Origin of the sequence: Pseudomonas sp. B21-015, from assembly GCF_024749285.1 — a bacterium.
GTDB lineage: Bacteria > Pseudomonadota > Gammaproteobacteria > Pseudomonadales > Pseudomonadaceae > Aquipseudomonas.
Genome location: NZ_CP087196.1, coordinates 1,942,440 through 1,964,445, shown reverse-complemented (window position 1 = coordinate 1,964,445; position 22,006 = coordinate 1,942,440). Strand labels below are relative to the sequence as shown.

At 57.2% G+C, this 22,006-nt stretch carries 19 protein-coding genes; all 19 read right to left on the bottom strand.

The window, feature by feature from the left end; all coding sequences use genetic code 11:
• Position 1: 1 nt before the first annotated feature.
• Complete coding sequence (locus LOY38_RS08960; protein WP_258699701.1) at positions 2–1,207, bottom strand: ABC transporter ATP-binding protein; 1,206 nt, start codon at positions 1,205–1,207, stop codon at positions 2–4.
• On the bottom strand, positions 1,197–1,982 hold the full coding sequence (locus LOY38_RS08955) for an ABC transporter permease (protein WP_258699700.1): 786 nt from the start codon (positions 1,980–1,982) through the stop codon (positions 1,197–1,199). Before LOY38_RS08955 ends, LOY38_RS08960 begins: the two co-directional genes overlap by 11 nt.
• 270 nt (positions 1,983–2,252) lie before the next feature.
• The gene (locus LOY38_RS08950) at positions 2,253–3,254 is read right to left on the bottom strand and encodes a glycosyltransferase family 4 protein (RefSeq protein ID WP_258699699.1); all 1,002 of its coding nucleotides are present in this window, start codon (positions 3,252–3,254) and stop codon (positions 2,253–2,255) included.
• Positions 3,251–4,213 carry an SDR family oxidoreductase gene (locus tag LOY38_RS08945; RefSeq protein ID WP_258699698.1) on the bottom strand — a complete coding sequence of 321 codons (963 nt, stop codon included), beginning with the start codon at positions 4,211–4,213 and terminating at the stop codon, positions 3,251–3,253. Before LOY38_RS08945 ends, LOY38_RS08950 begins: the two co-directional genes overlap by 4 nt.
• Positions 4,210–5,133: a glycosyltransferase gene (locus LOY38_RS08940; protein ID WP_258699697.1), complete on the bottom strand. Its 924-nt coding sequence runs from the start codon at positions 5,131–5,133 to the stop codon at positions 4,210–4,212. Before LOY38_RS08940 ends, LOY38_RS08945 begins: the two co-directional genes overlap by 4 nt.
• Positions 5,134–5,189: 56 nt before the next feature.
• The gene (gene rfbA / locus LOY38_RS08935) at positions 5,190–6,080 is read right to left on the bottom strand and encodes a glucose-1-phosphate thymidylyltransferase RfbA (protein ID WP_258699696.1); all 891 of its coding nucleotides are present in this window, start codon (positions 6,078–6,080) and stop codon (positions 5,190–5,192) included.
• Positions 6,077–6,970 carry a dTDP-4-dehydrorhamnose reductase gene (gene rfbD / locus LOY38_RS08930; protein WP_258699695.1) on the bottom strand — a complete coding sequence of 298 codons (894 nt, stop codon included), beginning with the start codon at positions 6,968–6,970 and terminating at the stop codon, positions 6,077–6,079. Before rfbD ends, rfbA begins: the two co-directional genes overlap by 4 nt.
• Positions 6,967–8,043, bottom strand: coding sequence for a dTDP-glucose 4,6-dehydratase (rfbB, locus tag LOY38_RS08925; protein WP_258699694.1), 1,077 nt, complete (start codon positions 8,041–8,043; stop codon positions 6,967–6,969). The genes rfbD and rfbB overlap by 4 nt, the downstream gene beginning before the upstream one ends.
• Before the next feature lie 226 nt (positions 8,044–8,269).
• Positions 8,270–8,509: a LapA family protein gene (locus tag LOY38_RS08920; RefSeq protein ID WP_258699693.1), complete on the bottom strand. Its 240-nt coding sequence runs from the start codon at positions 8,507–8,509 to the stop codon at positions 8,270–8,272.
• Positions 8,510–8,536: 27 nt separating this feature from the next.
• A complete protein-coding gene (gene ihfB, locus LOY38_RS08915; protein WP_020299643.1) occupies positions 8,537–8,833 on the bottom strand; it encodes an integration host factor subunit beta in 297 nt (98 codons plus the stop codon).
• 150 nt (positions 8,834–8,983) lie between these two features.
• Positions 8,984–9,262 carry a hypothetical protein gene (locus LOY38_RS08910; protein ID WP_258699692.1) on the bottom strand — a complete coding sequence of 93 codons (279 nt, stop codon included), beginning with the start codon at positions 9,260–9,262 and terminating at the stop codon, positions 8,984–8,986.
• Between the two features lie 216 nt (positions 9,263–9,478).
• A complete protein-coding gene (gene rpsA, locus LOY38_RS08905) occupies positions 9,479–11,170 on the bottom strand; it encodes a 30S ribosomal protein S1 (protein ID WP_258699691.1) in 1,692 nt (563 codons plus the stop codon).
• 120 nt (positions 11,171–11,290) lie between these two features.
• On the bottom strand, positions 11,291–11,980 hold the full coding sequence (cmk, locus tag LOY38_RS08900) for a (d)CMP kinase (protein WP_258699690.1): 690 nt from the start codon (positions 11,978–11,980) through the stop codon (positions 11,291–11,293).
• Positions 11,977–14,184, bottom strand: a complete 2,208-nt coding sequence (locus tag LOY38_RS08895; protein WP_258700686.1) for a bifunctional prephenate dehydrogenase/3-phosphoshikimate 1-carboxyvinyltransferase — start codon at positions 14,182–14,184, stop codon at positions 11,977–11,979. Before LOY38_RS08895 ends, cmk begins: the two co-directional genes overlap by 4 nt.
• A gap of 28 nt (positions 14,185–14,212) precedes the next feature.
• Positions 14,213–15,325: a histidinol-phosphate transaminase gene (gene hisC, locus LOY38_RS08890; RefSeq protein WP_258699689.1), complete on the bottom strand. Its 1,113-nt coding sequence runs from the start codon at positions 15,323–15,325 to the stop codon at positions 14,213–14,215.
• Between the two features lie 12 nt (positions 15,326–15,337).
• Complete coding sequence (gene pheA, locus LOY38_RS08885; protein ID WP_007899727.1) at positions 15,338–16,432, bottom strand: prephenate dehydratase; 1,095 nt, start codon at positions 16,430–16,432, stop codon at positions 15,338–15,340.
• Positions 16,432–17,517: a 3-phosphoserine/phosphohydroxythreonine transaminase gene (serC, locus tag LOY38_RS08880; protein WP_258699688.1), complete on the bottom strand. Its 1,086-nt coding sequence runs from the start codon at positions 17,515–17,517 to the stop codon at positions 16,432–16,434. Before serC ends, pheA begins: the two co-directional genes overlap by 1 nt.
• Positions 17,518–17,745: 228 nt before the next feature.
• Positions 17,746–20,400, bottom strand: a complete 2,655-nt coding sequence (gene gyrA, locus LOY38_RS08875; RefSeq protein WP_258699687.1) for a DNA gyrase subunit A — start codon at positions 20,398–20,400, stop codon at positions 17,746–17,748.
• A 426-nt stretch (positions 20,401–20,826) separates the two neighbouring features.
• Positions 20,827–21,903, bottom strand: coding sequence for an S-methyl-5-thioribose-1-phosphate isomerase (gene mtnA / locus LOY38_RS08870; RefSeq protein ID WP_123357749.1), 1,077 nt, complete (start codon positions 21,901–21,903; stop codon positions 20,827–20,829).
• Positions 21,904–22,006: the final 103 nt, after the last annotated feature.

Below are 22,006 nucleotides of genomic sequence, written 5' to 3'. Positions count from 1 at the left end.
TTTATACCCTCGAACTGGAAAGGGCCAAGCCCAAGTCAACGATGCCAGTCTGGCCTGACACCGAAGCAACATCGAAATTAAAAAAGTTTTGCGACATCTCTAGCGGCACCGCGGCATCCCCTACCACTTCATTGACAATATAGCTCAAGAAATACTTCCCACCGAGCAAGTAGTTATTAAATGAAAACTCCAAGTGGTACTCATCCCCTTCAACCACATCACGCAGAAGTGGACCGCACTCCGCCCCATCAATTGAACAAACAGTAATACCAGAACTGTTTCTGATACCAAAGTTAAAAGCTATACACTCCGCCGAGCTGGTAGCTGAAAATTTAGCCTTGAACACATACTGATTTGTATGAGCCTTATATTCCAAGGAAAAATCCTTAATCATTTCAGGAGCCGAGGAGCCCTTGCTGTTCGCCGACTTGCCCACCGGCCGAGCTTTCGGGTGCTGTTCGCTTCGCACACTCTTGTACACCTCAATGGCCTCAAAGACGGATCCATCGTGGATTTTTTTACCGCCCTCAATGACGACAGCCCGGGTACAAAAATTCGCTAGCAAATTCTGGTTATGCGTCACCAGCAGGAAGGTCTGACCCGAATCACGCATTTGCCTGATACGGTCATAGCACTTCATACGAAAGTTTGCATCGCCGACAGCCAACGTCTCATCGATAATGATCAGGTCCGCATCAACATGAACCGCGCAAGCGAAAGCAAGGCGAGACTGCATCCCAGACGAATAGGTTCGCATAGGCTGATCAAAGTACTCACCCAAATCGGCAAACGCTATGATGTCAGCTATCCTGCGATCAGTGCCTTGCTTGTTGATGCCTTGAATACTGCAAAAAAGATAGGCGTTTTCTCTACCGGTAAAACTCATGTTAAAGCCGGCAGTGAGGCCAAGCAATGTGGCGATACGGCCGTAGCGGGATACCTGCCCCTCAGTGGGCTCGATCACATTGCCCAAAATACCAAGCAACGTCGACTTGCCGGCACCGTTGCGCCCGATGATACCCACCGTTTCGCCACTGCGGACATCGAGACTAATGCCATCAAGAACCTTTTTACCACCCACCCCCGATGACGTTCGCTTCAGCAGCGCATCGAGAAAGACAGCCATTGGGCGCAAGGAACTTGCATAGCTTTTGCTTATGTTTGACGCTTCAAGAAGCAGGCGATTGCGCTCAACATTAGACGACATCGGCGACCACCCCTTTGATTCTGTTAAATAGCCAGACAGAAAACATACTTAAAACAAGCGCCGACGACATAAGAGAAAGAAACACAACCAGAGAAGGCCCCTTACCAAATACCAAGGCTTCCCTTATGGGTTCGACTATAACGGTCAACGGATTAAGCCAAAGAATGAAACGATACGCTTCAGGTGCAAGACTGACTGGATACGAGATAGGAGCAGCGTAAAAAAGCACGCGCATCAACAGCCTTACGGCCTCTGAAATATCCCCTATAAAAGGCCCAATCATCGATAAAATCAAAGAAACCGCGGAAATAATAGCCAACGACAGCGCTAACAAGACCACCGCCCAGGCGACGCCGTTCAAGCTGACAACAGAAAATGCCAAGCACAAAACCAGCACCATTGCAGCGTATATCACACCGTGGACATAGGCACGCATGAGGTTCGCAAGCCAGAGCACCCACAAAGGAAAGGGTGACTTGACGACATAAGTTCTTTTACTTGCGTAAATCACGGTAGATGAATTGACAACATCGGAGATCAGCAAATAGATCGACAAGCCAATAAAAAATGGCAATACAAAACCAACAGAAACATTAGAGCCAGGCTCAGTCCAACTTACTTTTAATATGCCGCCAAAGACAACAGTATAAACAAACAACAAACATAGCGGCGTCAAAACCATCCAAAAGATACCCAGAAAAGATCTTTTGTATTTAGCCTGCAAGTCGCGTCTTGCCAAATCCCATGCTAGCCTAAAGCACTCTGCGAACTTCATAAAAACCCCAAAAAAGGATACAAAAAATATCCAGTTCAAATATTCACAAGCGCGGGAGTATAAGGAAACACTGCCCAAAAAGCGAGCATGATCACACCCTGCCATACAGAGGATCCCGACCACACGACTGAACTATTCATCAGCCTGCACCGCTCGCAATTCCCAAGCCCATCCCCTCCCCAACCCGCCAGCCCACCCGTTTTAACGAGCCGAGTTCTGATCCGTCTCGATCACTAATGAGACAATACCCATACGCCGCATAACCTATGCTTACGCCCTGCCCGCCTTTAACAAATACGCAGCACAAACAAGTGGCGCATACGCCATACACATCCCCGCCACGACATTCAAATGACCGAGTACAACCAGGATCGAAAGCGGCAGCAGAAAAACAACATTGATGACAGCCACACTTATCGTCACCGCTTTATGACCCCAGCGACGTGCCGCTTTCTGATAGGCATGGCTGCTATGGGCCTGATACACCTTATCTCCGCCGATCAGGCGCCGAATGAGCGTCCATGTCGCATCGACAATAAAAACCCCCAGCAGAATCAACCAGCTCCAGATCAGTTCCGGCTTGCTCCAGGCCGCCTGAAGCGCCATTGCTCCGAGAATGATGCCGAGAAAGCCGCTCCCCGCATCGCCCATGAAGATCCGGGCAGGTGGAAAATTCCAGCACAGGAAGCCTGCAACGGCCACAACCAGCATCAACGGCGCCCATACCAGCTCAGCCGCGTCAGCAACCCCATAAACCAGACATATTCCCAGGCACACGGTGATGGCTTCAACGCTTGCCAAACCATCGATGCCGTCCATGAAGTTATAGAGATTGAGCATCCAGACCAGATAAATCGCCCCGAGGATGGAACCGACCCACCCCAGATCCAGCGAAACGCCCAACAAAGCAATGGGTGCGAGCCCATTGAGCCAGAACAACACCCAGGCCGCCGCGATAAAGTGCCCCAGCAACCGCCACCTCGCAGCGATATGGCCATGGTCGTCGGCAAAACCAATCACCGCAATCAGAACGCCCGCCCCAACCAATGCCATCAGCGCAGGCAGGGGCAACACCCCCAACAACGACAGGACCGGAAGCGCGAGCAAAAAAGCGACAACGATTGATACGCCGCCACCGCGAGGCGTGGGAACCGAATGAGCACTACGCTCGTTCGGAATATCCATGAGGCTTCGGGACAAGGCATACCGGCGCAAAACCCGGGTCAACCCCCATGAAACGGCAAACACCACCACCAATAACGCAAAAATCATCTTGTCTGTTTATCCCGATAATGATCGGCCGCCTGACGCAAAGCCCTTTCTGCACTGACAGGCGGATGCCACCCAAGCACCTCACGCGTGTGCCGGATATCCACCTGCAAAGAACCACACAACCGCTCGACAACCCCTGACTTGCCCATCATCGAGGCCACCACTCTCAACAACCCCACGGGCACTGGCAGCAGTCTCGCGACTTTGCCCAACGCAAACGCCATACGGCGCAGCAACTGGGTAGTGGACAGGTCTTCGCCATCGCTAACCAGAAAGACCTGACCGGCGGCGGCAGGGCTGTCGATGCAGGCCACCACGAGGTCCGTGAGATTTCCGAGTGCAACCAAACTGCGCTGATTATCAATGGCGCCCAATGGCAAAGGCACGCCGCGATCCAGCCAACGCATCATGCTGAGGAAATTGGCTTTGACACCCGGCCCGTAAACGAGAGGCGGACGGATAACAACAACCTCCATCCCGGTTTCCAGGCTGATTTGCCGTAACGCAATCTCTGCCTCGTGCTTGGACACCCCATAAGGATCGATTGGCGCAGGCAAATCCGTCGCCTTGAAAGGCATGTTGCGACCTGTACTTTCGCCACTCACCTTGATCGAGCTGATAAAAATAAAACGTTTCACGCCGGACTCCGCCGCACGCCTGGCCAGCCGGACAGTCCCCTCGACGTTGGCTTTACGAAACGCTGCGAGGCTGTCCACAGCCGTTTCGCTCATGACGTGCACTCTGGCCGCACAATGAATGACGACAGCAACGCCCTCCAGTACAGGTAGAGCAGTCGGCAGATCGAGATCGAAGGGAACGACCCGGCACAAACCGCTCAATCGTGTGCTTGCGCGAACAGCGGCGACGGGAGTGAACTTCTTATCGAGCAACAACCTGAAGACCACGGCCTCGCCGACAAACCCCGTCGCGCCTGTCACTAAAACCCGCGGACCGCTCATTTGGATTTACTTCCGATCAATGCAGTAGTCCAACAAATCAAAAAGAAGAACACTTTATCCCGCGCGCGCCGGCGACACTTCCAGGCACTTAAAGAGAGCCTCAATAACTGCCTGCGCCCCAGACGCAGCCAACGCCGAACGAAAGGATCAGCATCCAGCCCTACCTGACATGCAATTAGCCGGACCTGGGAGAACCACCAGCCGTCATGAATCGTCTTGTAGCGTGCAATCAAAGGACTGAGACCCGTGTTGGCCCCAACCTGATTTCGCTCGTGTTGGCGATATTGCATGGACGGCTGCGGGTCGATAAACCACTTGAAGCCACGGCTGCGCGCAAAGGCATAGAAGTACCAGTCATGCAAACTCACACCTTGCAAGCCAGCCCAATTAACCAACATGGACGCCTTTAAAAGCACCACCATTTTCTGGCTCATCACATACGTGCAACCTGGCCCAGCCGCTTCAAACAAGAAGTCCCAGGCAACCTGAGGCTGAGCCTTGTCCAGCAACTGTGTCCTGCCGTTCGACCAAAAAGCGGTGACGTTGCTGGAGTAGGCATCTACCTTACGAGCCTGAATCGCATCGGTCGCGCGCTGAAGCTTATCCGCGTGCCATACGTCATCCTGATCGGCAAAGGCGACAAACTCGTACTCATCAAAATCAACATCGCGGATCAACCTGAAGAAGTTGCGCGAAGCACCACCGAATGTGCCAGCAGCGGGCAGCACGATAACGCTTGGGTGCTGAGCGGCATAAGCCGCGCACCAAGCCTCGGTACCATCGGTGGAAGGGTCGATACTGATATGAACGGTTACGTCGACAGCTGACTGACTGAGGATCGAGGCCAACTGCTCCTCGATCCACTGCATGCCATTGTAGGCAGCCAGCAAAACTGCAACCTTGGGATGTTTTACTGGCATGCCATTCCTGCCTGAACCGGTTAATCGCTACTGTTCGAAAGGTTTGTGCCGTCGAATCAGTGGGAAGGCGAGTCCAGGAGTTTCTGTAGATACTGACCGTAGCCCGTCTTCTTCAGGGCATCAGCCTGAGTACTCAACTGCTCGGCTGTGATCCAGCCATTGTGATAGGCGATCTCTTCGAGGCACGCCACTTTCAGGCCTTGGCGCTGCTCAATGGTATGCACGAAGTGACTGGCTTCCAGCAGTGAATCATGGGTACCGGTATCCAGCCAGGCGAAGCCTCGGCCGAGCATTTCAACGTTGAGGGTTTTCTGCTCAAGGTACGCGCGGTTAACGTCAGTGATTTCCAGCTCGCCACGTTCGGATGGCTTGATGTTCTTGGCGATCTCGACGACCTGGTTGTCGTAGAAGTACAAGCCAGTCACCGCATAGCTGGATTTAGGCTTCAGCGGCTTTTCCTCGATGCTCAAGGCACGGCCGGAAGCGTCGAACTCAACCACACCGAAACGCTCCGGATCCGACACGTGGTAACCAAATACAGTCGCGCCGTGCTCTTGAGCACTGGCGGAACGCAGGTTGTCCGAGAAGTGCTGACCGTAAAAGATGTTGTCGCCCAGGATCAGGCAGCAAGGATCCTTGCCAATGAACTCTTCGCCAATGATGAAGGCTTGTGCCAAGCCGTCCGGGCTAGGCTGCTCGGCATACGTCAGCTTGATGCCGTACAGGCTGCCGTCACCCAACAACTTACGGAAGCACGGCAAGTCTTCAGGGGTGGAGATAATCAGGATTTCGCGCATACCGGCGAGCATCAGCACCGACAGCGGATAGAAGATCATCGGCTTGTCGTAGATCGGCAGCATCTGCTTGGACACACCGAGGGTCAACGGGTGCAGACGAGTGCCCGAACCACCAGCGAGGATGATGCCTTTACGATTTGTCGTGGTCATTTATTCAGAACTTCCCTAAGCATTCGGGTGACACCACTTTGCCAATCCGGCAAGTGTAGAGAAAAATTGTCGCGCAGCTTCTGAGTATTCAATCGGGAATTCAGAGGGCGGCGCGCCGGTGTTGGGTAGGCGGTTGTGTCTATCGGATTGATCGTCGTGACGGCGAGCTCTTCACCGCTGGCCTTGGCAAAACCAATCACATGACTGGCATAGCCGTGCCAGGACACTTCGCCAGCGGCTGCCAGGTGATACAGGCCCGCCAGTGCAGGACGCTGCATGACTTGCTGAATGGCCAGCGCCGTCACATCGGCAATCAAATCTGCGCCGGTCGGGGCGCCTATCTGGTCGGCGATGACGCTCAGGGTGTCGCGGTCCTTGGCCAGACGCAGCATGGTCTTGGCAAAGTTGTTGCCGCGCGCGCCATAGACCCAGCTGGTACGGAAGATCAGGTGCTTGCAGCCCGAGGTAGTAATCGCTTGCTCGCCGGCCAGTTTGCTGGCGCCGTAGTGATTCACCGGGGCGACAGCATCTGCCTCCTGCCATGGTTTCAAGCCTTCACCGCTGAACACGTAGTCGGTCGAATAGTGAATCAGCCAGGCACCCAGGGATGCAGCCTCTTCAGCCATGACCCGGCTGGCTTGACCGTTCACGCGGTCGGCCAGCTCAGTCTCGGATTCAGCTTTATCGACCGCAGTGTAGGCCGCAGCGTTGACGATGACATCGGGCTTGACCTGACGAATCGTCGCACGCAAGGCATCAAGGTCAGACAGGTCGCCGCTCAAACCATCGACCGAGTGACGGTCCAGGGCGATCAACTCGCCAAGCGGCGCCAGGGAGCGCTGTAGCTCCCAGCCTACCTGGCCGTTTTTTCCCAACAGGAGGATTTTCATGCGTTGTCCGAACGATCCGCGTAGTTCTGGTCGATCCATTGCTGGTAGCTACCGCTCTTCACGTGAGCCACCCACTCAGTGTTGTTGAGGTACCACTCGACGGTCTTGCGGATGCCGGTTTCAAAGGTCTCTTCCGGTGTCCAACCCAGCTCGCGCTGGATTTTGCTGGCGTCGATCGCGTAACGCTGGTCGTGGCCCGGGCGATCCTGAACGTAGGTGATCAGGCTGGCGTGTGGACGATGAGCGGAGTCTGGACGCAGTTCGTCGAGCAGTGCGCAAAGGGTATGCACCACTTCGATGTTTTGCTTCTCATTATGGCCGCCGATGTTGTAGGTCTCGCCGATCACGCCTTCGGTCACGACTTTGTACAGTGCACGGGCATGGTCTTCGACGTAAAGCCAATCACGGACCTGGTTACCTTTGCCGTAGACCGGCAGCGGCTTGCCTTCCAGCGCATTGAGAATGATCAGCGGGATCAACTTCTCAGGGAAATGGCATGGGCCATAGTTGTTCGAGCAATTGGTGACCAGGGTCGGCAGGCCGTAAGTACGAGCCCAGGCGCGAACCAGGTGATCGGAACTGGCCTTGCTGGCCGAGTACGGCGAGCTTGGCTGATACGGCGTGGTTTCGGTGAAGAGGTCTTCCGGACCTTCGAGGTCTCCGTAGACTTCGTCGGTGGAAATATGGTGGAAGCGGAAGTTGGCTTTACGCGCATCATCCAGTGCAGCCCAATAATGGCGTGCAGCTTCCAGCAAGGTGTAAGTACCGATGATATTGGTCTGGATGAATTCAGACGGACCGGAGATCGAGCGGTCAACGTGGGACTCTGCGGCCAGGTGCATGATGGCATCCGGTTGATGCTCACGCAGGACACGGTCCACTTGATCACGGTCGCAGATGTCGACGCGCTCGAACACGTAACGCGAGTTCTGGCTGACTTCAGCCAGCGACTCAAGGTTACCGGCATAAGTCAGTTTATCGACGTTAACGACAGAGTCGGCAGTGCTGGAGATGATATGACGAATGACTGCCGAGCCGATAAATCCGGCGCCGCCGGTTACTAGAATTTTCACGCGAAACCATACCCTTAAGTTACTGACAGGGCCGCCAACCGCGCACTGTCGAATCCATGAATGCAAAAGCCATCAAGTTCGCCGAGGCTTCTGACAGAGTCAGTCTGAACCGATTAGGGAATGCCCTATCGATCAAGCGCAGCATTTTACAGCTTAATGAAGGTTTTACTAATGGATATGGACAAGCTGCGACACAAATTCGATACACACAAAGGGTTTGTCACAATCAGGTAAGGCGCTTGCGTGAGGCTCTGGATGTACGCCCCAGAAACCAGCCGAGAATCGGCCCGATCACCATGCCGACCAGCAGCGCGATCACCATGATCAGCGACACCGGCAACTGTGGGCCCGACCACCCCAGGAACAACAGCGACACACCTTGCTGGTTCTCAAGAACGAACGCCAGGATCGCCAGAACGAGCAACAGGACAAATATAGCGAGAAGTACGCGCTTGAGGTTACGCATCAGCGACTCCTTGAAGTGCAGCAGCTGTCAAAACCCCTCCTCCTCTTCCTCGTTCACGCGATCACGCAGTTCTTTGCCCGGCTTGAAATGAGGTACGAACTTGCCGTCGAGACTGACGGACTGACCGGTTTTCGGATTGCGACCTACGCGCGGCGCGCGATAGTGCAAGGAAAAGCTGCCAAAACCACGGATCTCGATTCGATCACCAGTGGCCAGACATTGGGACATTTGCTCAAGCATGGTCTTGATGGCCAGCTCCACATCCTTGGATGAGAGTAGCCCTTGATGGGTGACAATTCGTTCGATCAACTCCGACTTCGTCATATTTTTCCCTTCTTTTTCAAGCAGCTAGATCAGCGCTTCAAAGGTTTTAGCATGCCCGGAGGAATTTGAACAGCCCGAGTTCTTGACATATCTTTCCCGGCAATGAGATGCCCAATTTCAGAGCACCGGAACACCGCTCAAACCCCGCATTCACCTGCAGATAACCAGCATGGTGCGCGTCAGATAACCCGCGGGATTGAAGCCGAAAGGAAATTCATCCTCCTCCTTCGCATCATCGGACCTTACGACGACTTTATAACCTGCGCCCTTGCACTCCCTGGCCGCTCGCTTGTGACACCTCTCCCATCCCGAGCCCAATCCCGAACAATCGATCTCTATGCCACTGACGCCACGCACCGCATGAGTCTTCGCGCTGGTGGTACAGCCCGCCAATGTCATTACTGCTATCACGACAATGAGCTTGTTCATTCACTTCCTTATGCCGGGAGCATTACCCAGCGGTCGTTCACTTCAGACTAAGCCTAGCCCTGAATAGACGATTAACCTGTATAAAGAAACAGACAACTCATGCATATCATTGGTTTCACGAAGAAATATTGCAGCATCAACAAGCTTGGGATTAACCAAATCACAGACACAAAAAAGGGCGACCGAAGTCGCCCTTTTTCTATGGCCTGACAGAACTCAGTTCTGTTTTTCCATTTGTGCACGCAACAGGTCGCCCAGAGTGGTAGGACCAGCAGCGATGCTATCCGAAGGCTTGTCTTTCAAGCTCTGGATGGCTTCTTTCTCGTCTTCAACGTCTTTCGACTTGATCGAGAGCTGGATTACGCGGCTCTTGCGGTCAACGCTGATGATCTTGGCTTCTACTTCTTCGCCTTCTTTCAGAACGTTGCGCGCGTCTTCAACGCGGTCACGGCTGATTTCAGAGGCTTTCAGAGTCGCTTCGATATCGTCGGCCAGAGTGATGATGGCGCCTTTAGCGTCAACTTCTTTCACGATGCCTTTAACGATGGCGCCTTTGTCGTTCTCTTGAACGTACTCGGAGAACGGATCGCTTTCCAGTTGCTTGATACCCAGGGAGATGCGCTCGCGCTCTGGGTCAACCGACAGGATAACGGTGTCCAGCTCGTCGCCCTTCTTGAAGCGGCGAACGGCTTCTTCGCCCACTTCGTTCCAGGAGATGTCGGACAGGTGAACCAGACCGTCGATGCCGCCGTCCAGACCAATGAAGATACCGAAATCGGTGATCGACTTGATGGTGCCGGAGATTTTATCGCCCTTGTTGAACTGGCCAGAGAAATCTTCCCATGGGTTAGATTTGCACTGCTTGATGCCGAGGGAGATACGACGACGCTCTTCGTCGATGTCCAGAACCATGACTTCCACTTCGTCGCCGACTTGTACGACTTTCGAAGGGTGGATGTTCTTGTTGGTCCAGTCCATTTCGGAAACGTGTACCAGACCTTCAACGCCTTCTTCCAGCTCAGCGAAGCAGCCGTAGTCGGTCAGGTTGGTTACACGAGCGGTAACGCGAGTGCTTTCTGGGTAACGGGCTTTGATAGCGACCCATGGATCTTCGCCCAGCTGCTTGAGGCCCAGGGAAACACGATTGCGCTCGCGATCGTACTTCAGAACCTTGACATCGATCTCGTCGCCAACGTTGACGATTTCGGAAGGATGCTTGATACGCTTCCAAGCCATGTCGGTAATGTGCAGCAGGCCATCGACGCCACCCAGATCGACGAATGCGCCGTAATCGGTGAGGTTCTTGACGATACCTTTGACTTGTTGGCCTTCCTGCAGGGATTCCAGCAGAGCTTCACGCTCGGCGGAGTTCTCGGCTTCGAGGACGCTGCGACGGGAAACGACAACGTTGTTGCGTTTCTGGTCGAGTTTGATGACCTTGAATTCCAGCTCTTTGCCTTCCAGGTGCGTGGTGTCGCGCACTGGACGGACGTCAACCAGAGAACCTGGCAGGAACGCACGGATGCCGTTAACGTCGACAGTGAAGCCGCCTTTAACCTTACCGTTGATAACGCCCTTGACCACTTCTTCGGCTGCGAAGGCTGCTTCCAGAACAATCCAGCATTCAGCGCGCTTGGCTTTTTCACGGGACAGCTTGGTTTCACCAAAGCCGTCTTCAACCGAGTCCAGAGCAACGTGAACTTCGTCACCGACATTGATAGTCAGATCGCCAGCGTCGTTGTAGAACTGCTCAAGCGGGATGAGTGCTTCAGACTTCAGGCCAGCGTGAACGGTTACCCAGCGAGCCTGGTAATCGATATCAACGATAACACCGGTGATGATGGAGCCTGCCTGAAGGTTCAGGGTTTTTAGGCTTTCTTCAAAGAGTTCCGCAAAGCTTTCGCTCATTTTAATTCCTGTTGAATAAGGGCGAAGGATACGCCCATCTCCACATCCCAGACGATGTGGGTTACGTTCATTTAAAGAAACAACGCAGGACTATGACTGGTCCCCTGGGTCGCTTCTTGGTCACCCGGCGATATCGCGAATGGCGATCTCGCTCATGATGCGTTCCAGCACCTGATCGATGGACAATTCCGTGGAATCCAGCTGTATGGCGTCAGCCGCCGGCTTGAGCGGGGCTACCGCTCGCTGGGTGTCACGCTCATCGCGCGCACGTATCTCATCTAGCAGACTCGACAGACTAACACCATCGACTTTGCCCTTCAACTGCAAGTATCGGCGGCGCGCACGCTCCTCGGCACTGGCCGTGAGGAAAATCTTCAATGGCGCGTCGGGAAATACCACCGTACCCATGTCGCGGCCATCAGCCACCAGACCCGGTGATTCTCGAAAGGCCCGCTGGCGCTGCAGCAACGCCTCACGAACGGCGGGCAACGCCGCGACCTGCGAGGCACCCGAGCCGATACTTTCGGTACGAATGACATCACTGACTTCATCACCTTCCAGAATAATGCGCTGCAGTTGACCGTCGGTCGCCGCAATGAATTGCACATCCAGATGAGCGGCGAGCTTCTTGAGCAATTCCTCATTGGTCAGATCGACGCCATGGTTATGCGCCGCGAAAGCCAGCAATCGATAAAGCGCACCGGAATCCAGCAGGTTCCAACCCAGGCGCTTGGCCAGCATCCCGGCGACAGTACCCTTGCCAGAGCCGCTTGGCCCATCAATGGTGATGACCGGTGCGATGCTGATCACGACTGAGCCTCTTGTGCAACACGGATACCGACCTGCGCACACAGCGCGAGGAAGTTCGGGAACGAGGTCGCAACGTTGGCGCAATCATGGATGCGAATCGGTGCGCTCGCGCGCAGCGAAGCCACACTGAAGGCCATGGCAATCCGGTGATCGCCGTGACCGTGCACTTCGCCGCCGCCGATCTGGCCGCCATCGATGATGATGCCATCCGGGGTTGGCTCGCACTTGACGCCCAACGCCAGCAAACCATCCGCCATCACCTGGATCCGGTCCGACTCCTTCACGCGCAGCTCTTCGGCGCCACGCAGCACGGTGCGCCCTTCGGCACACGCAGCGGCCACGAACAGCACCGGGAATTCGTCGATGGCCAGCGGCACCAGTGCCTCAGGGATCTCGATACCTTTGAGTTTAGCTGCCCGTACGCGCAGATCCGCTACTGGTTCGCCGCCCACTTCACGCTGGTTTTCCAGGGTGATGTCAGCGCCCATCAGGCGCAGGATGTCGATCACGCCGGTACGGGTCGGGTTGATGCCGACGTGCTCAAGCACCAGTTCCGAACCTTCGGCGATCGACGCCGCCACCAGGAAGAACGCCGACGACGAGATATCGCCCGGCACCTCAATGTGGGTCGCGGTCAACTTGTGGCCGGACTCGACCGAGGCGGTGGCGCCGTTGACGGTCACCGGGTAGCCAAAGCCGCGCAGCATGCGCTCGGTGTGGTCGCGGGTCGGGGCCGGCTCGGTGACGGTGGTCTTGCCTTCGGCGTACAGACCTGCCAGCAGCAGGCAGGATTTAACCTGGGCACTGGCCATCGGCATGGTGTAAGTCAGCCCCTTGAGCTTGTTGCCACCACGAATGGTCATCGGTGGACGGCCTTCAGCGGCGGTCTCGATGACTGCACCCATTTCACGCAGCGGATTGGCCACGCGATTCATCGGACGGTTGGACAGCGATGCGTCGCCAGTCAGGGTGCTGTCGAAGTTCTGCGCAGCCAACAGGCCAGACAGCAGACGCATCGAGGTGCCGGAGTTGCCCAGATAGATTGGGCCCGGCGCAGGCTTCAGGCCATGCAGACCGACGCCGTGAATGGTCACACGACCGTGGTGCGGACCTTCGATGACCACGCCCATGTCTCGGAAAGCTTGCAGGGTCGCCAGGGCGTCTTCGCCCTCGAGGAAACCTTCCACTTCGGTGACGCCTTCGGCCAGGGAACCGAGCATGATCGAGCGGTGGGAAATCGATTTGTCGCCCGGTACACGAATCCGCCCAGTCAGGCGGCCACCAGGTTGTGCCAGGAAAATCAGATCGTTGGAATTCATAGCGTCCACATAGGCCCGGCGGGCCAGGATTTTACTGAAATGCTCGCGGGCAACCCGGGCGCGTGTGAACACGCCCAACAATTGGTGCCCATCCCCTGCATCGACCGCGTCGCGCAAGGCGTCGAGGTCGCTGCGAAATGTATCGAGTGTGCGCAGGACAGCTTCGCGGTTGGCGAGGAAGATGTCGTGCCACATGACCGGGTCGCTACCGGCGATTCTTGTGAAATCGCGGAAACCGCCCGCAGCGTAACGGAAGATCTCAAGATTTTCATTGCGTTTGGCCAACGAATCGACCAAACCGAACGCCAGCAAGTGCGGCAAATGGCTGGTTGCCGCCAACACTTCGTCGTGACGCTCGACCTGCATGTGCTCGACGTCGGCACCCAATTCGCGCCACAGCCGGTCGACCACGGCAAGGGCGTCCGGATCAGTCTGATCCAGCGGCGTCAGAATCACCTTATGGCGACGGAACAGTTCGGCATTGGAGGCCTCCACCCCGCTCTGCTCGGAACCGGCAATCGGATGCCCCGGCACGAAACGCGTCGGCATGCCGCCAAACGCTTCGATCGCCGCGCGCACCACATTGCCCTTGGCGCTACCGACGTCGGTCAGAATCGCTTGCCCCAGATCCATGCCCGCCAACAACGCGAGCAACTTCTCCATGGCCAGGATCGGTACCGCCAGCTGAATCACATCAGCGCCCTGGCAAGCCTTCGCCAGATCATCTTCGCAGCGATCCACCACACCCAACTCGACCGCCAGCTTGCGCGACTGCGGGTCGAGATCGACCCCGACCACTTCGCGGCACAAACCGCTTTCGCGCAAGCCCTTGGCAAACGAACCGCCGATCAACCCCAGACCGACCACCACCAGGCGACCGATCATAGGTTCAGCAGATTGCAGTGCAGTGACATCAACCACGAGCCATAACCTTGGTCAGCGCCTCAAGGAAGCGGCTGTTTTCCGCTGGCAAACCGATGGTGATGCGCAGGTGGTTCGGCATGCCATAGTTGGCCACCGGACGCACGATCACACCTTCACGCAGCAACCCCTGGAATACCGGAGCAGCAACGCGACCCAGATCGACACAGATGAAGTTGCCTCTGGATGGAATCCAGCTCAGCCCCAACTCACGGAAACCCGCTTCCAGCTGCAGCATGCCGGATTCGTTCAGACGACGGCTTTCTGCCAGGTAATCGGTGTCTTGCAGCGCCGCGCAAGCAGCGGCCAATGCGAGGCTGTTGACGTTGAACGGCTGCCGCACGCGATTCAGCACATCCGCGACCACGACAGTGGACAAGCCATAACCGACCCGCAGCGATGCCAGACCATAGGCCTTGGAGAAGGTGCGCGACACCAACAGGTTCGGATAGGCCGCCAGATAATCCAGACCATCCGGCAAGTCACCGCCTTCGGCGTACTCGATGTAGGCCTCGTCCAGCACCACCAGCACATGCTCCGGTACGTCCTGCAGGAATTCATCCAGCGCTTCGGCGTCGAACCAGGTCCCGGTCGGGTTGTTCGGGTTGGCGATGAACACCACGCGGGTATCGGCATCGATCGCGGCCAGCATGGCCGGCAGATCATGCCCCCAATCTTTGGCCGGAATCACTTTTGCCTGGGCGCCAACGGCCTGGGTCACGATCGGATAGACCGCAAACGCATGCTCGCTGAACACCGCGTTCAGGCCCGGCGCCAGATAGGCACGCGCCACCAGCTCCAGAATGTCGTTGGAGCCGTTGCCCAGCGTCACCTGGCTCAGCTCGACGCGGCACTGCTCGGCCAGCAGGGTCTTGAGCGCAAAGCCATTGCCATCCGGATAGCGGGTCAGCTCGGCCAGCGCTTCGCGAATCGCTGCCAGCGCCTTGGGACTGGCGCCCAACGGGTTCTCGTTGCTCGCCAGTTTGACGATGCTGGCCGGATCGAGGTCCAGCTCACGGGCCAGTTCGTCCACAGGCTTGCCCGGAACGTAAGGCGAAAGTTGTTGCACGCCCGGCTGTGCCAGAGCGAGGAAGTTGCCACTCATTTGCTACCGCCCTTAGAGAACTGCTTTCGGGTAGGAACCCAGCACTTTGAGTGCCACTGCTTCCTGACTGATCTTTTCCAGCACACCTTTGACCAGCGGGTCGCGGTGGTGGCCGACGAAGTCGATGAAGAACACGTAGGTCCATTTACCGCTGCGCGACGGACGGGTCTCGATCCGTGTCAGATCGATGCCATTGTCGTGGAACGGCACCAGCAATTCGTGGAGCGCGCCGGGTTTGTTGCTCATGGAAACGATGATCGAGGTCTTGTCGTCGCCGGTTGGCGGCACTTCCTGGCTGCCGATCATCAGGAATCGCGTGGAGTTGTCCGGGCGATCCTCGATTTTCTCGGCCAGACGGGTCAACCCGTACAAGCCTGCCGCCATGTCGCCGGCAATCGCCGCCGAGTTCCACTCACCCTTGACCCGCTTGGCCGCTTCGGCGTTGCTGGACACCGCCACGCGCTCGACATTCGGGTAATGGGCGTCCAGCCACTTGCGGCACTGGGCCAGGGACTGAGCGTGGGAATAGATGCGGCTGATACTGTCGGTCTTGGTGTTTTCACCGACCAACAGGTGATGGTGAATCCGCAACTCGACTTCGCCACAGATCACCATGTCGTGTTCGAGGAAGCTGTCGAGGGTGTGGTTGACCGCGCCCTCGGTGGAGTTTTCCACCGGGACCACGCCAAAGTTCACCGCGCCAGCCGCCACTTCACGGAACACTTCGTCGATCGCCGCCATCGGCTTGCTGATCACCGCATGGCCGAAGTGTTTCATGGCCGCAGCCTGAGTGAATGTACCTTCAGGGCCAAGGTAAGCCACCTTCAGCGGCTGCTCGAGCGCCAGGCACGAGGACATGATTTCGCGAAACAGCCGCGCCATCTCTTCGTTGCCCAGCGGCCCCTGGTTACGCTCCATCACGCGCTTGAGCACCTGAGCCTCACGCTCAGGACGATAGAACACCGGCACTTCGCCTTCGGCCAGCGAGGCCATCTTTACTCGCGCAACTTCCTGGGCGCAGCGTGCGCGCTCACTGATCAGCTCCAGGACTTTTTCGTCCAGAGCGTCAATGCGCAGGCGCAGTGCCTTGAGTTCTTGCTCAGACATTAACCGTGTTCCTTCTCGAACTCTGCCATGTACGAAACCAGTGCGTTGACCCCAACGATATCGACGGCGTTATAGATGGAGGCACGCATGCCGCCCACGGAACGGTGGCCTTTGAGGTTCAGCAGGCCACGTTCGTCGGCACCGGCCAGGAACGGCTTGTCGAGACGATCGTCGGCCAGACGGAACGGCACGTTCATCCACGAGCGGTCCGACTTGTTGATCGGGTTGCTATACAAGCCGCTGGCGTCGATGAAGTCGTACAGCGTGCGCTGCTTCACGTCATTGAGCTTGCCGATGGCTTCGACGCCACCCTGCTCTTTCAGCCACTCGAACACCAGACCGGACAAGTACCAGGCCAGGGTGGGTGGAGTGTTGTACATCGAGCCATTATCGGCCGCGACCTTGTAGTTGAGCATGGTCGGGCAAATGGAACGGGCATGACCCAGCAGGTCTTCGCGAACGATGTTCACGACGATGCCGCTCGGACCGATGTTTTTCTGGGCGCCGGCGTAGATCATGCCGAAGCGCGAGACGTCCACCGGGCGCGAAAGAATGTCCGAGGACATGTCTGCGACCAGCGGCACATCACCGGTTTCCGGGATCCATTGGAATTCCAGGCCGCCAATGGTTTCGTTCGGCGCGTAGTGAACGTAGGCCGCGTCTTTCGACAGGTTCCATTCGTTCTGACCGGGAATAGCGAAATAGTCGTAAGGCTTGGCGGTGGCGGCAACGTTGACGTGGCCGTAGCGCGAGGCTTCTTCGATAGCTTTCTGCGACCAGATACCGGTGTCGATATAGTCGGCGGTGCCGCTTTCCGGCAACAGGTTCAGAGGAATCTGAGCAAATTGCTGGCTCGCGCCACCTTGCAGAAACAGCACTTTATAGTTCGAGGGGATATTCAGCAGATCACGCAGATCCTGCTCGGCCTTGGTGGCAATGGACACGAACTCATCGCTGCGATGGCTCATTTCCATGACCGACAGGCCCTTGCCATGCCAATCAAGGAGTTCAGCCTGGGCGCGCTTCAGGACAGCTTCGGGAAGCGCCGCAGGGCCGGCACAGAAGTTATAGGCTCTCTTGCTCACATCCAATCTCGCTCTGATTTGGTGGTCACTTAAATCTTTCGGTCTGCGGATGATCGTTCCCATGCTTTGCGTGGGAATGCATCCAATGACGCTCTGCGTCATGGGACGCGGAGCGTCCCGAGCGGCATTCCCACGCAGAGCGTGGGAACGATCCTGCGCAGTGTCGCAAATTTTCAAACAGAACAAACAACAAGGGGGCGAATCTTCATCCGCCCCCTGCTTGCCCGCTTACTCTTGCGGTTCTTCGTCGGCGGCAGCGTCGAGTTGCTGGTCGTCGGCAACGTCGTCGATCACGACTTCACCGTCGAACACTGCACCCTCTTCACCTTCAAGCTCTTCGCCCTCGACTTCCGACGGCTCCTGCACCCGCTCCAGGCCCACCAGCGTTTCATCGTTGGCCAGCTTGATCAGGGTCACGCCCTGGGTGTTACGACCCAGGCTGGACACTTCGTCGACACGGGTACGAACCAAAGTACCCTGGTCGGAAATCAGCATGATTTCCTCGCCATCGAGCACCTGGACTGCGCCGACCAGACGGCCGTTACGCTCGTTGCTGACCATGGCGATAACGCCCTGACCGCCACGCTTGTACTCAGGGAACTCGGTGATCGCGGTGCGCTTGCCGAAACCACGCGCCGAAGCGGTGAGGATCTGGCTGCCTTCTTCCGGGATCAGCATGGAAATCAGCTTCTGGCCTTCCGGCAGACGCATGCCGCGGACACCGCGAGCGGTACGGCCCATGGCGCGAACGTCGGTTTCCTTGAAGCGAGTGACCTTGCCGCCGTCGGAGAACAGCATGACTTCGCGCTCGCCATCGGTAATGGCGGCAGAGATCAGTACGTCGCCTTCATCCAGCTCCAGCGCGATCAGACCGACACTGCGTTGACGACTGAAGGATTCCAGCGGGGTCTTCTTCACCGTGCCTTTAGCAGTGGCCATGAAGATGAAGTGACCTTCGGTGTACTCCTCGACCGGCAGCATGGTGGTGATGTATTCATCACTGTCCAGCGGCAGCAGGTTGACCAGCGGACGACCACGGGCAGCACGGGACGCTTCCGGAATTTCGTAGGTTTTCAGCCAGTACACTTTACCTTTGCTGGAGAACAGCAACAGCGTGGTGTGGCTGTTGGCGACCAACAGGTGAGCGATGTAGTCCTCATCCTTGACGCCGGTGGCCGACTTGCCTTTACCGCCGCGACGCTGAGCCTGGTACGCAGCCAACGGCTGGGTCTTGGCGTAGCCACCGTGGGAAATAGTCACGACGCGCTCTTCTTCCGGGATCATGTCACCCAGGGTCAGGTCGAGACGGGCATCGAGAATCTCGGTGCGGCGCACATCGCCATATTCGGCACGGATCACTTCCAGCTCTTCGCGAATCACTTCCATCAGGCGCGTGGCGCTGTTGAGGATGCGGATCAGCTCGCCGATCTGGTTGAGGATCTCTTGATACTCGGCCAGCAGCTTTTCGTGCTCCAGACCGGTCAGACGGTGCAGACGCAGTTCCAGAATGGCTTGTGCCTGCTCTGGCGACAGGAAGTACTTGCCGTCGCGCAGACCGTATTGCGGATCGAGGTTTTCCGGACGGCACGAATCGGCACCGGCACGCTCGACCATCGCCACTACGGCAGTCGATTCCCACGGCGTGCTGATCAGCGCTTCCTTGGCTTCCGACGGCGTTGGCGAGGCCTTGATCAGAGCGATGACCGGGTCGATGTTCGACAGGGCAACCGCTTGACCTTCCAGAATGTGACCACGCTCGCGCGCTTTACGCAGCTCGAACACGGTACGACGGGTGACGACTTCGCGACGGTGACGAACGAAGGCTTCCAGCAGATCCTTGAGGTTCAGGATCCGCGGACGACCGTCGATCAGCGCGACGATGTTGATACCGAAGACCGCTTGCAGCTGAGTCTGGGCGTAGAGGTTGTTGAGGATGACCTCAGGCACTTCGCCGCGACGCAGTTCGATCACGACGCGCATACCGTCCTTGTCGGACTCGTCACGCAGTTCGGTGATGCCTTCGAGCTTCTTCTCTTTCACCAGCTCGGCGATCTTCTCGATCAGACGGGCCTTGTTCAGCTGGTAAGGGAGTTCGGTGATGACGATCTGCTGACGGCCACCGACCTTGTCGATGTCTTCGATCATCGAGCGGGCGCGCATGTAAATGCGCCCACGACCAGTGCGGTAGGCTTCGATGATGCCGGCGCGACCATTGATGATCGCGGCGGTCGGGAAGTCCGGACCGGGGATGTATTGCATCAGCTCATCGACGGTCAGCTCAGGGTTGTCGATGAGCGCCAGGCAACCGTCGATGACTTCACCGAGGTTGTGCGGCGGGATGTTGGTCGCCATGCCCACGGCGATACCGCTGGAGCCGTTGACCAGCAGGTTGGGAATGCGGGTCGGCATGACCGCCGGGATCATTTCGGTGCCGTCGTAGTTCGGCACCCAGTCCACGGTTTCTTTGTGCAGGTCGGCCAGCAGCTCGTGTGCCAGCTTGGTCATGCGCACTTCGGTGTATCGCATGGCCGCGGCGTTGTCGCCGTCCACCGAACCGAAGTTGCCCTGACCGTCTACCAGCAGGTAACGCAGCGAGAATGGCTGCGCCATCCGAACGATGGTGTCGTACACCGCGGTATCACCGTGAGGGTGATACTTACCGATCACGTCACCGACAACACGGGCAGATTTCTTGTACGGCTTGTTGAAGTCGTTGCCCAGCTCGCTCATCGCGAACAGCACACGCCGGTGCACGGGCTTCAAGCCATCGCGCGCATCCGGCAGTGCCCGCCCGACAATTACGCTCATCGCGTAGTCGAGGTAGGACTGCTTCAGCTCGTCTTCGATATTGACCGGGAGGATTTCTTTGGCCAGTTCGCCCATGAGAAGCCTGATTCCTTTTTTTGGTGAAACTTCGTCACATCCATATGGGACGAACGAAGCTCGCCGATGCAGACTGAGTGCCATGCACCGACTTACGACAAATCAACGAGTTATGCCATGGATCTGCGCAGTAAAGGCAGCCACATCAGGCTACCCTGGAAACCGCCGGATGTTATCACAAGAGCCGCCACGCACCTATCCCCCAGATGCGCATGGAGCATAGTTAGTTGACCGGTGACAGGCTTAAAGGGGACGAGAGGGGCTTAGAGCCGTGTTGAATGGAGAATTCAGGGCAGATTCAGCTTGCCTCATTGATTTTCAGGGCCTAATCACGGGCAAGCCCGCTCCCACAGAGTTTTGCAGCGCTCACAAAACCTGTGGGAGCGGGCTTGCCCGCGATAGCGATTGATCAGGCGCCAGAGACCGTCAATGCAAGCGCTTACGGCACATCAACTGCGCCATTTTCGCCGTATCCGGACGCTCGACAATGCCCTTTTCGGTGACGATTGCATCGATGAGATCGGCCGGGGTCACGTCGAACACCGGGTTGAAGGCATCGACATCCGCCCCCACCCGCTTGCCGCCGACTTCCAGCAACTCGCGACCATCACGTTCTTCGATAGGAATCTCGTCGCCACTGGCCAGGTTCATGTCGATGGTCGAACTCGGCGCCACCACCATGAAGCGCACGCCGTGGTGCATGGCGTTGACCGCCAATTGATAGGTGCCGATCTTGTTCGCCACGTCGCCATTGGCAGTGATCCGGTCGGCGCCGACGATCACCCAGGTTACGCCCTTGGTTTTCATGATATGCGCGGCGGCGGAATCGGCATTGAGGGTCACGGGAATGCCTTCATTGGCCAATTCCCATGCGGTCAACCGCGAACCTTGCAGCCATGGTCGGGTTTCGTCGGCGTAGACGCGCTCGACCATGCCTTCGATGAAGGCTCCGCGAATGACCCCCAGCGCCGTGCCGAAGCCACCGGTGGCCAGTGCGCCGGTGTTGCAGTGCGTGAGGATCGCCTGGGCGTTGCCCTGATGCTTGCGGATCAGATCGACACCCAGCTGGGCCATGGTCAGGTTGGCTTCGCGATCGCTTTCGTGAATGGCGATAGCCTCCGCCTCCAGTGCCGCCAGAGGGTCTGCGTCCTCCTTGAGACGGTCCAGGCGGTCACGCATGCGACTCAAGGCCCAGAACAGGTTAACCGCTGTTGGACGGGAATCGGCCAGTAACGCGTAATCCTCTTCCCACGCAGCCTGCCAGTCACCGCCCTCGGCAATTCGGGCGCGGGCTGACAGCACCATGGCATACGCCGCACTGATGCCAATCGCTGGCGCGCCGCGCACCACCATCGAGCGAATGGCTTCGGCCACACCCGCGGCGCTGGTGTAGGCGATCCAGGTTTCCTCGAACGGCAAAATACGCTGATCCAGCAGGTACAGTGCGCCATCACGCCAATCGATGGCCTTCACCTTCTCCGCAGCCAACAGTCGATCGCGCATCCCCACACCCCGCACTCATGAACAAAAGCCGCCGATTATAGCGATCCCCCCGCGAAGACGCTCGGGTATACTTCGCCATCCTCTACAAAAGCACTGGAACCGA

What these genes read in the sequence shown, in the direction of transcription:
- LOY38_RS08960 (WP_258699701.1), bottom strand. Translation starts at nt 1,207, where the DNA reads ATGTCGTCTAATGTTGAGCGCAATCGCCTGCTTCTTGAAGCGTCAAAC.
- LOY38_RS08955 (WP_258699700.1), bottom strand. Translation starts at nt 1,982, where the DNA reads ATGAAGTTCGCAGAGTGCTTTAGGCTAGCATGGGATTTGGCAAGACGC.
- LOY38_RS08950 (WP_258699699.1), bottom strand. Translation starts at nt 3,254, where the DNA reads ATGATTTTTGCGTTATTGGTGGTGGTGTTTGCCGTTTCATGGGGGTTG.
- LOY38_RS08945 (WP_258699698.1), bottom strand. Translation starts at nt 4,213, where the DNA reads ATGAGCGGTCCGCGGGTTTTAGTGACAGGCGCGACGGGGTTTGTCGGC.
- LOY38_RS08940 (WP_258699697.1), bottom strand. Translation starts at nt 5,133, where the DNA reads ATGCCAGTAAAACATCCCAAGGTTGCAGTTTTGCTGGCTGCCTACAAT.
- rfbA (WP_258699696.1), bottom strand. Translation starts at nt 6,080, where the DNA reads ATGACCACGACAAATCGTAAAGGCATCATCCTCGCTGGTGGTTCGGGC.
- rfbD (WP_258699695.1), bottom strand. Translation starts at nt 6,970, where the DNA reads ATGAAAATCCTCCTGTTGGGAAAAAACGGCCAGGTAGGCTGGGAGCTA.
- LOY38_RS08920 (WP_258699693.1), bottom strand. Translation starts at nt 8,509, where the DNA reads ATGCGTAACCTCAAGCGCGTACTTCTCGCTATATTTGTCCTGTTGCTC.
- ihfB (WP_020299643.1), bottom strand. Translation starts at nt 8,833, where the DNA reads ATGACGAAGTCGGAGTTGATCGAACGAATTGTCACCCATCAAGGGCTA.
- LOY38_RS08910 (WP_258699692.1), bottom strand. Translation starts at nt 9,262, where the DNA reads ATGAACAAGCTCATTGTCGTGATAGCAGTAATGACATTGGCGGGCTGT.
- rpsA (WP_258699691.1), bottom strand. Translation starts at nt 11,170, where the DNA reads ATGAGCGAAAGCTTTGCGGAACTCTTTGAAGAAAGCCTAAAAACCCTG.
- LOY38_RS08895 (WP_258700686.1), bottom strand. Translation starts at nt 14,184, where the DNA reads ATGATCGGTCGCCTGGTGGTGGTCGGTCTGGGGTTGATCGGCGGTTCG.
- hisC (WP_258699689.1), bottom strand. Translation starts at nt 15,325, where the DNA reads ATGAGTGGCAACTTCCTCGCTCTGGCACAGCCGGGCGTGCAACAACTT.
- pheA (WP_007899727.1), bottom strand. Translation starts at nt 16,432, where the DNA reads ATGTCTGAGCAAGAACTCAAGGCACTGCGCCTGCGCATTGACGCTCTG.
- gyrA (WP_258699687.1), bottom strand. Translation starts at nt 20,400, where the DNA reads ATGGGCGAACTGGCCAAAGAAATCCTCCCGGTCAATATCGAAGACGAG.
- mtnA (WP_123357749.1), bottom strand. Translation starts at nt 21,903, where the DNA reads ATGCGCGATCGACTGTTGGCTGCGGAGAAGGTGAAGGCCATCGATTGG.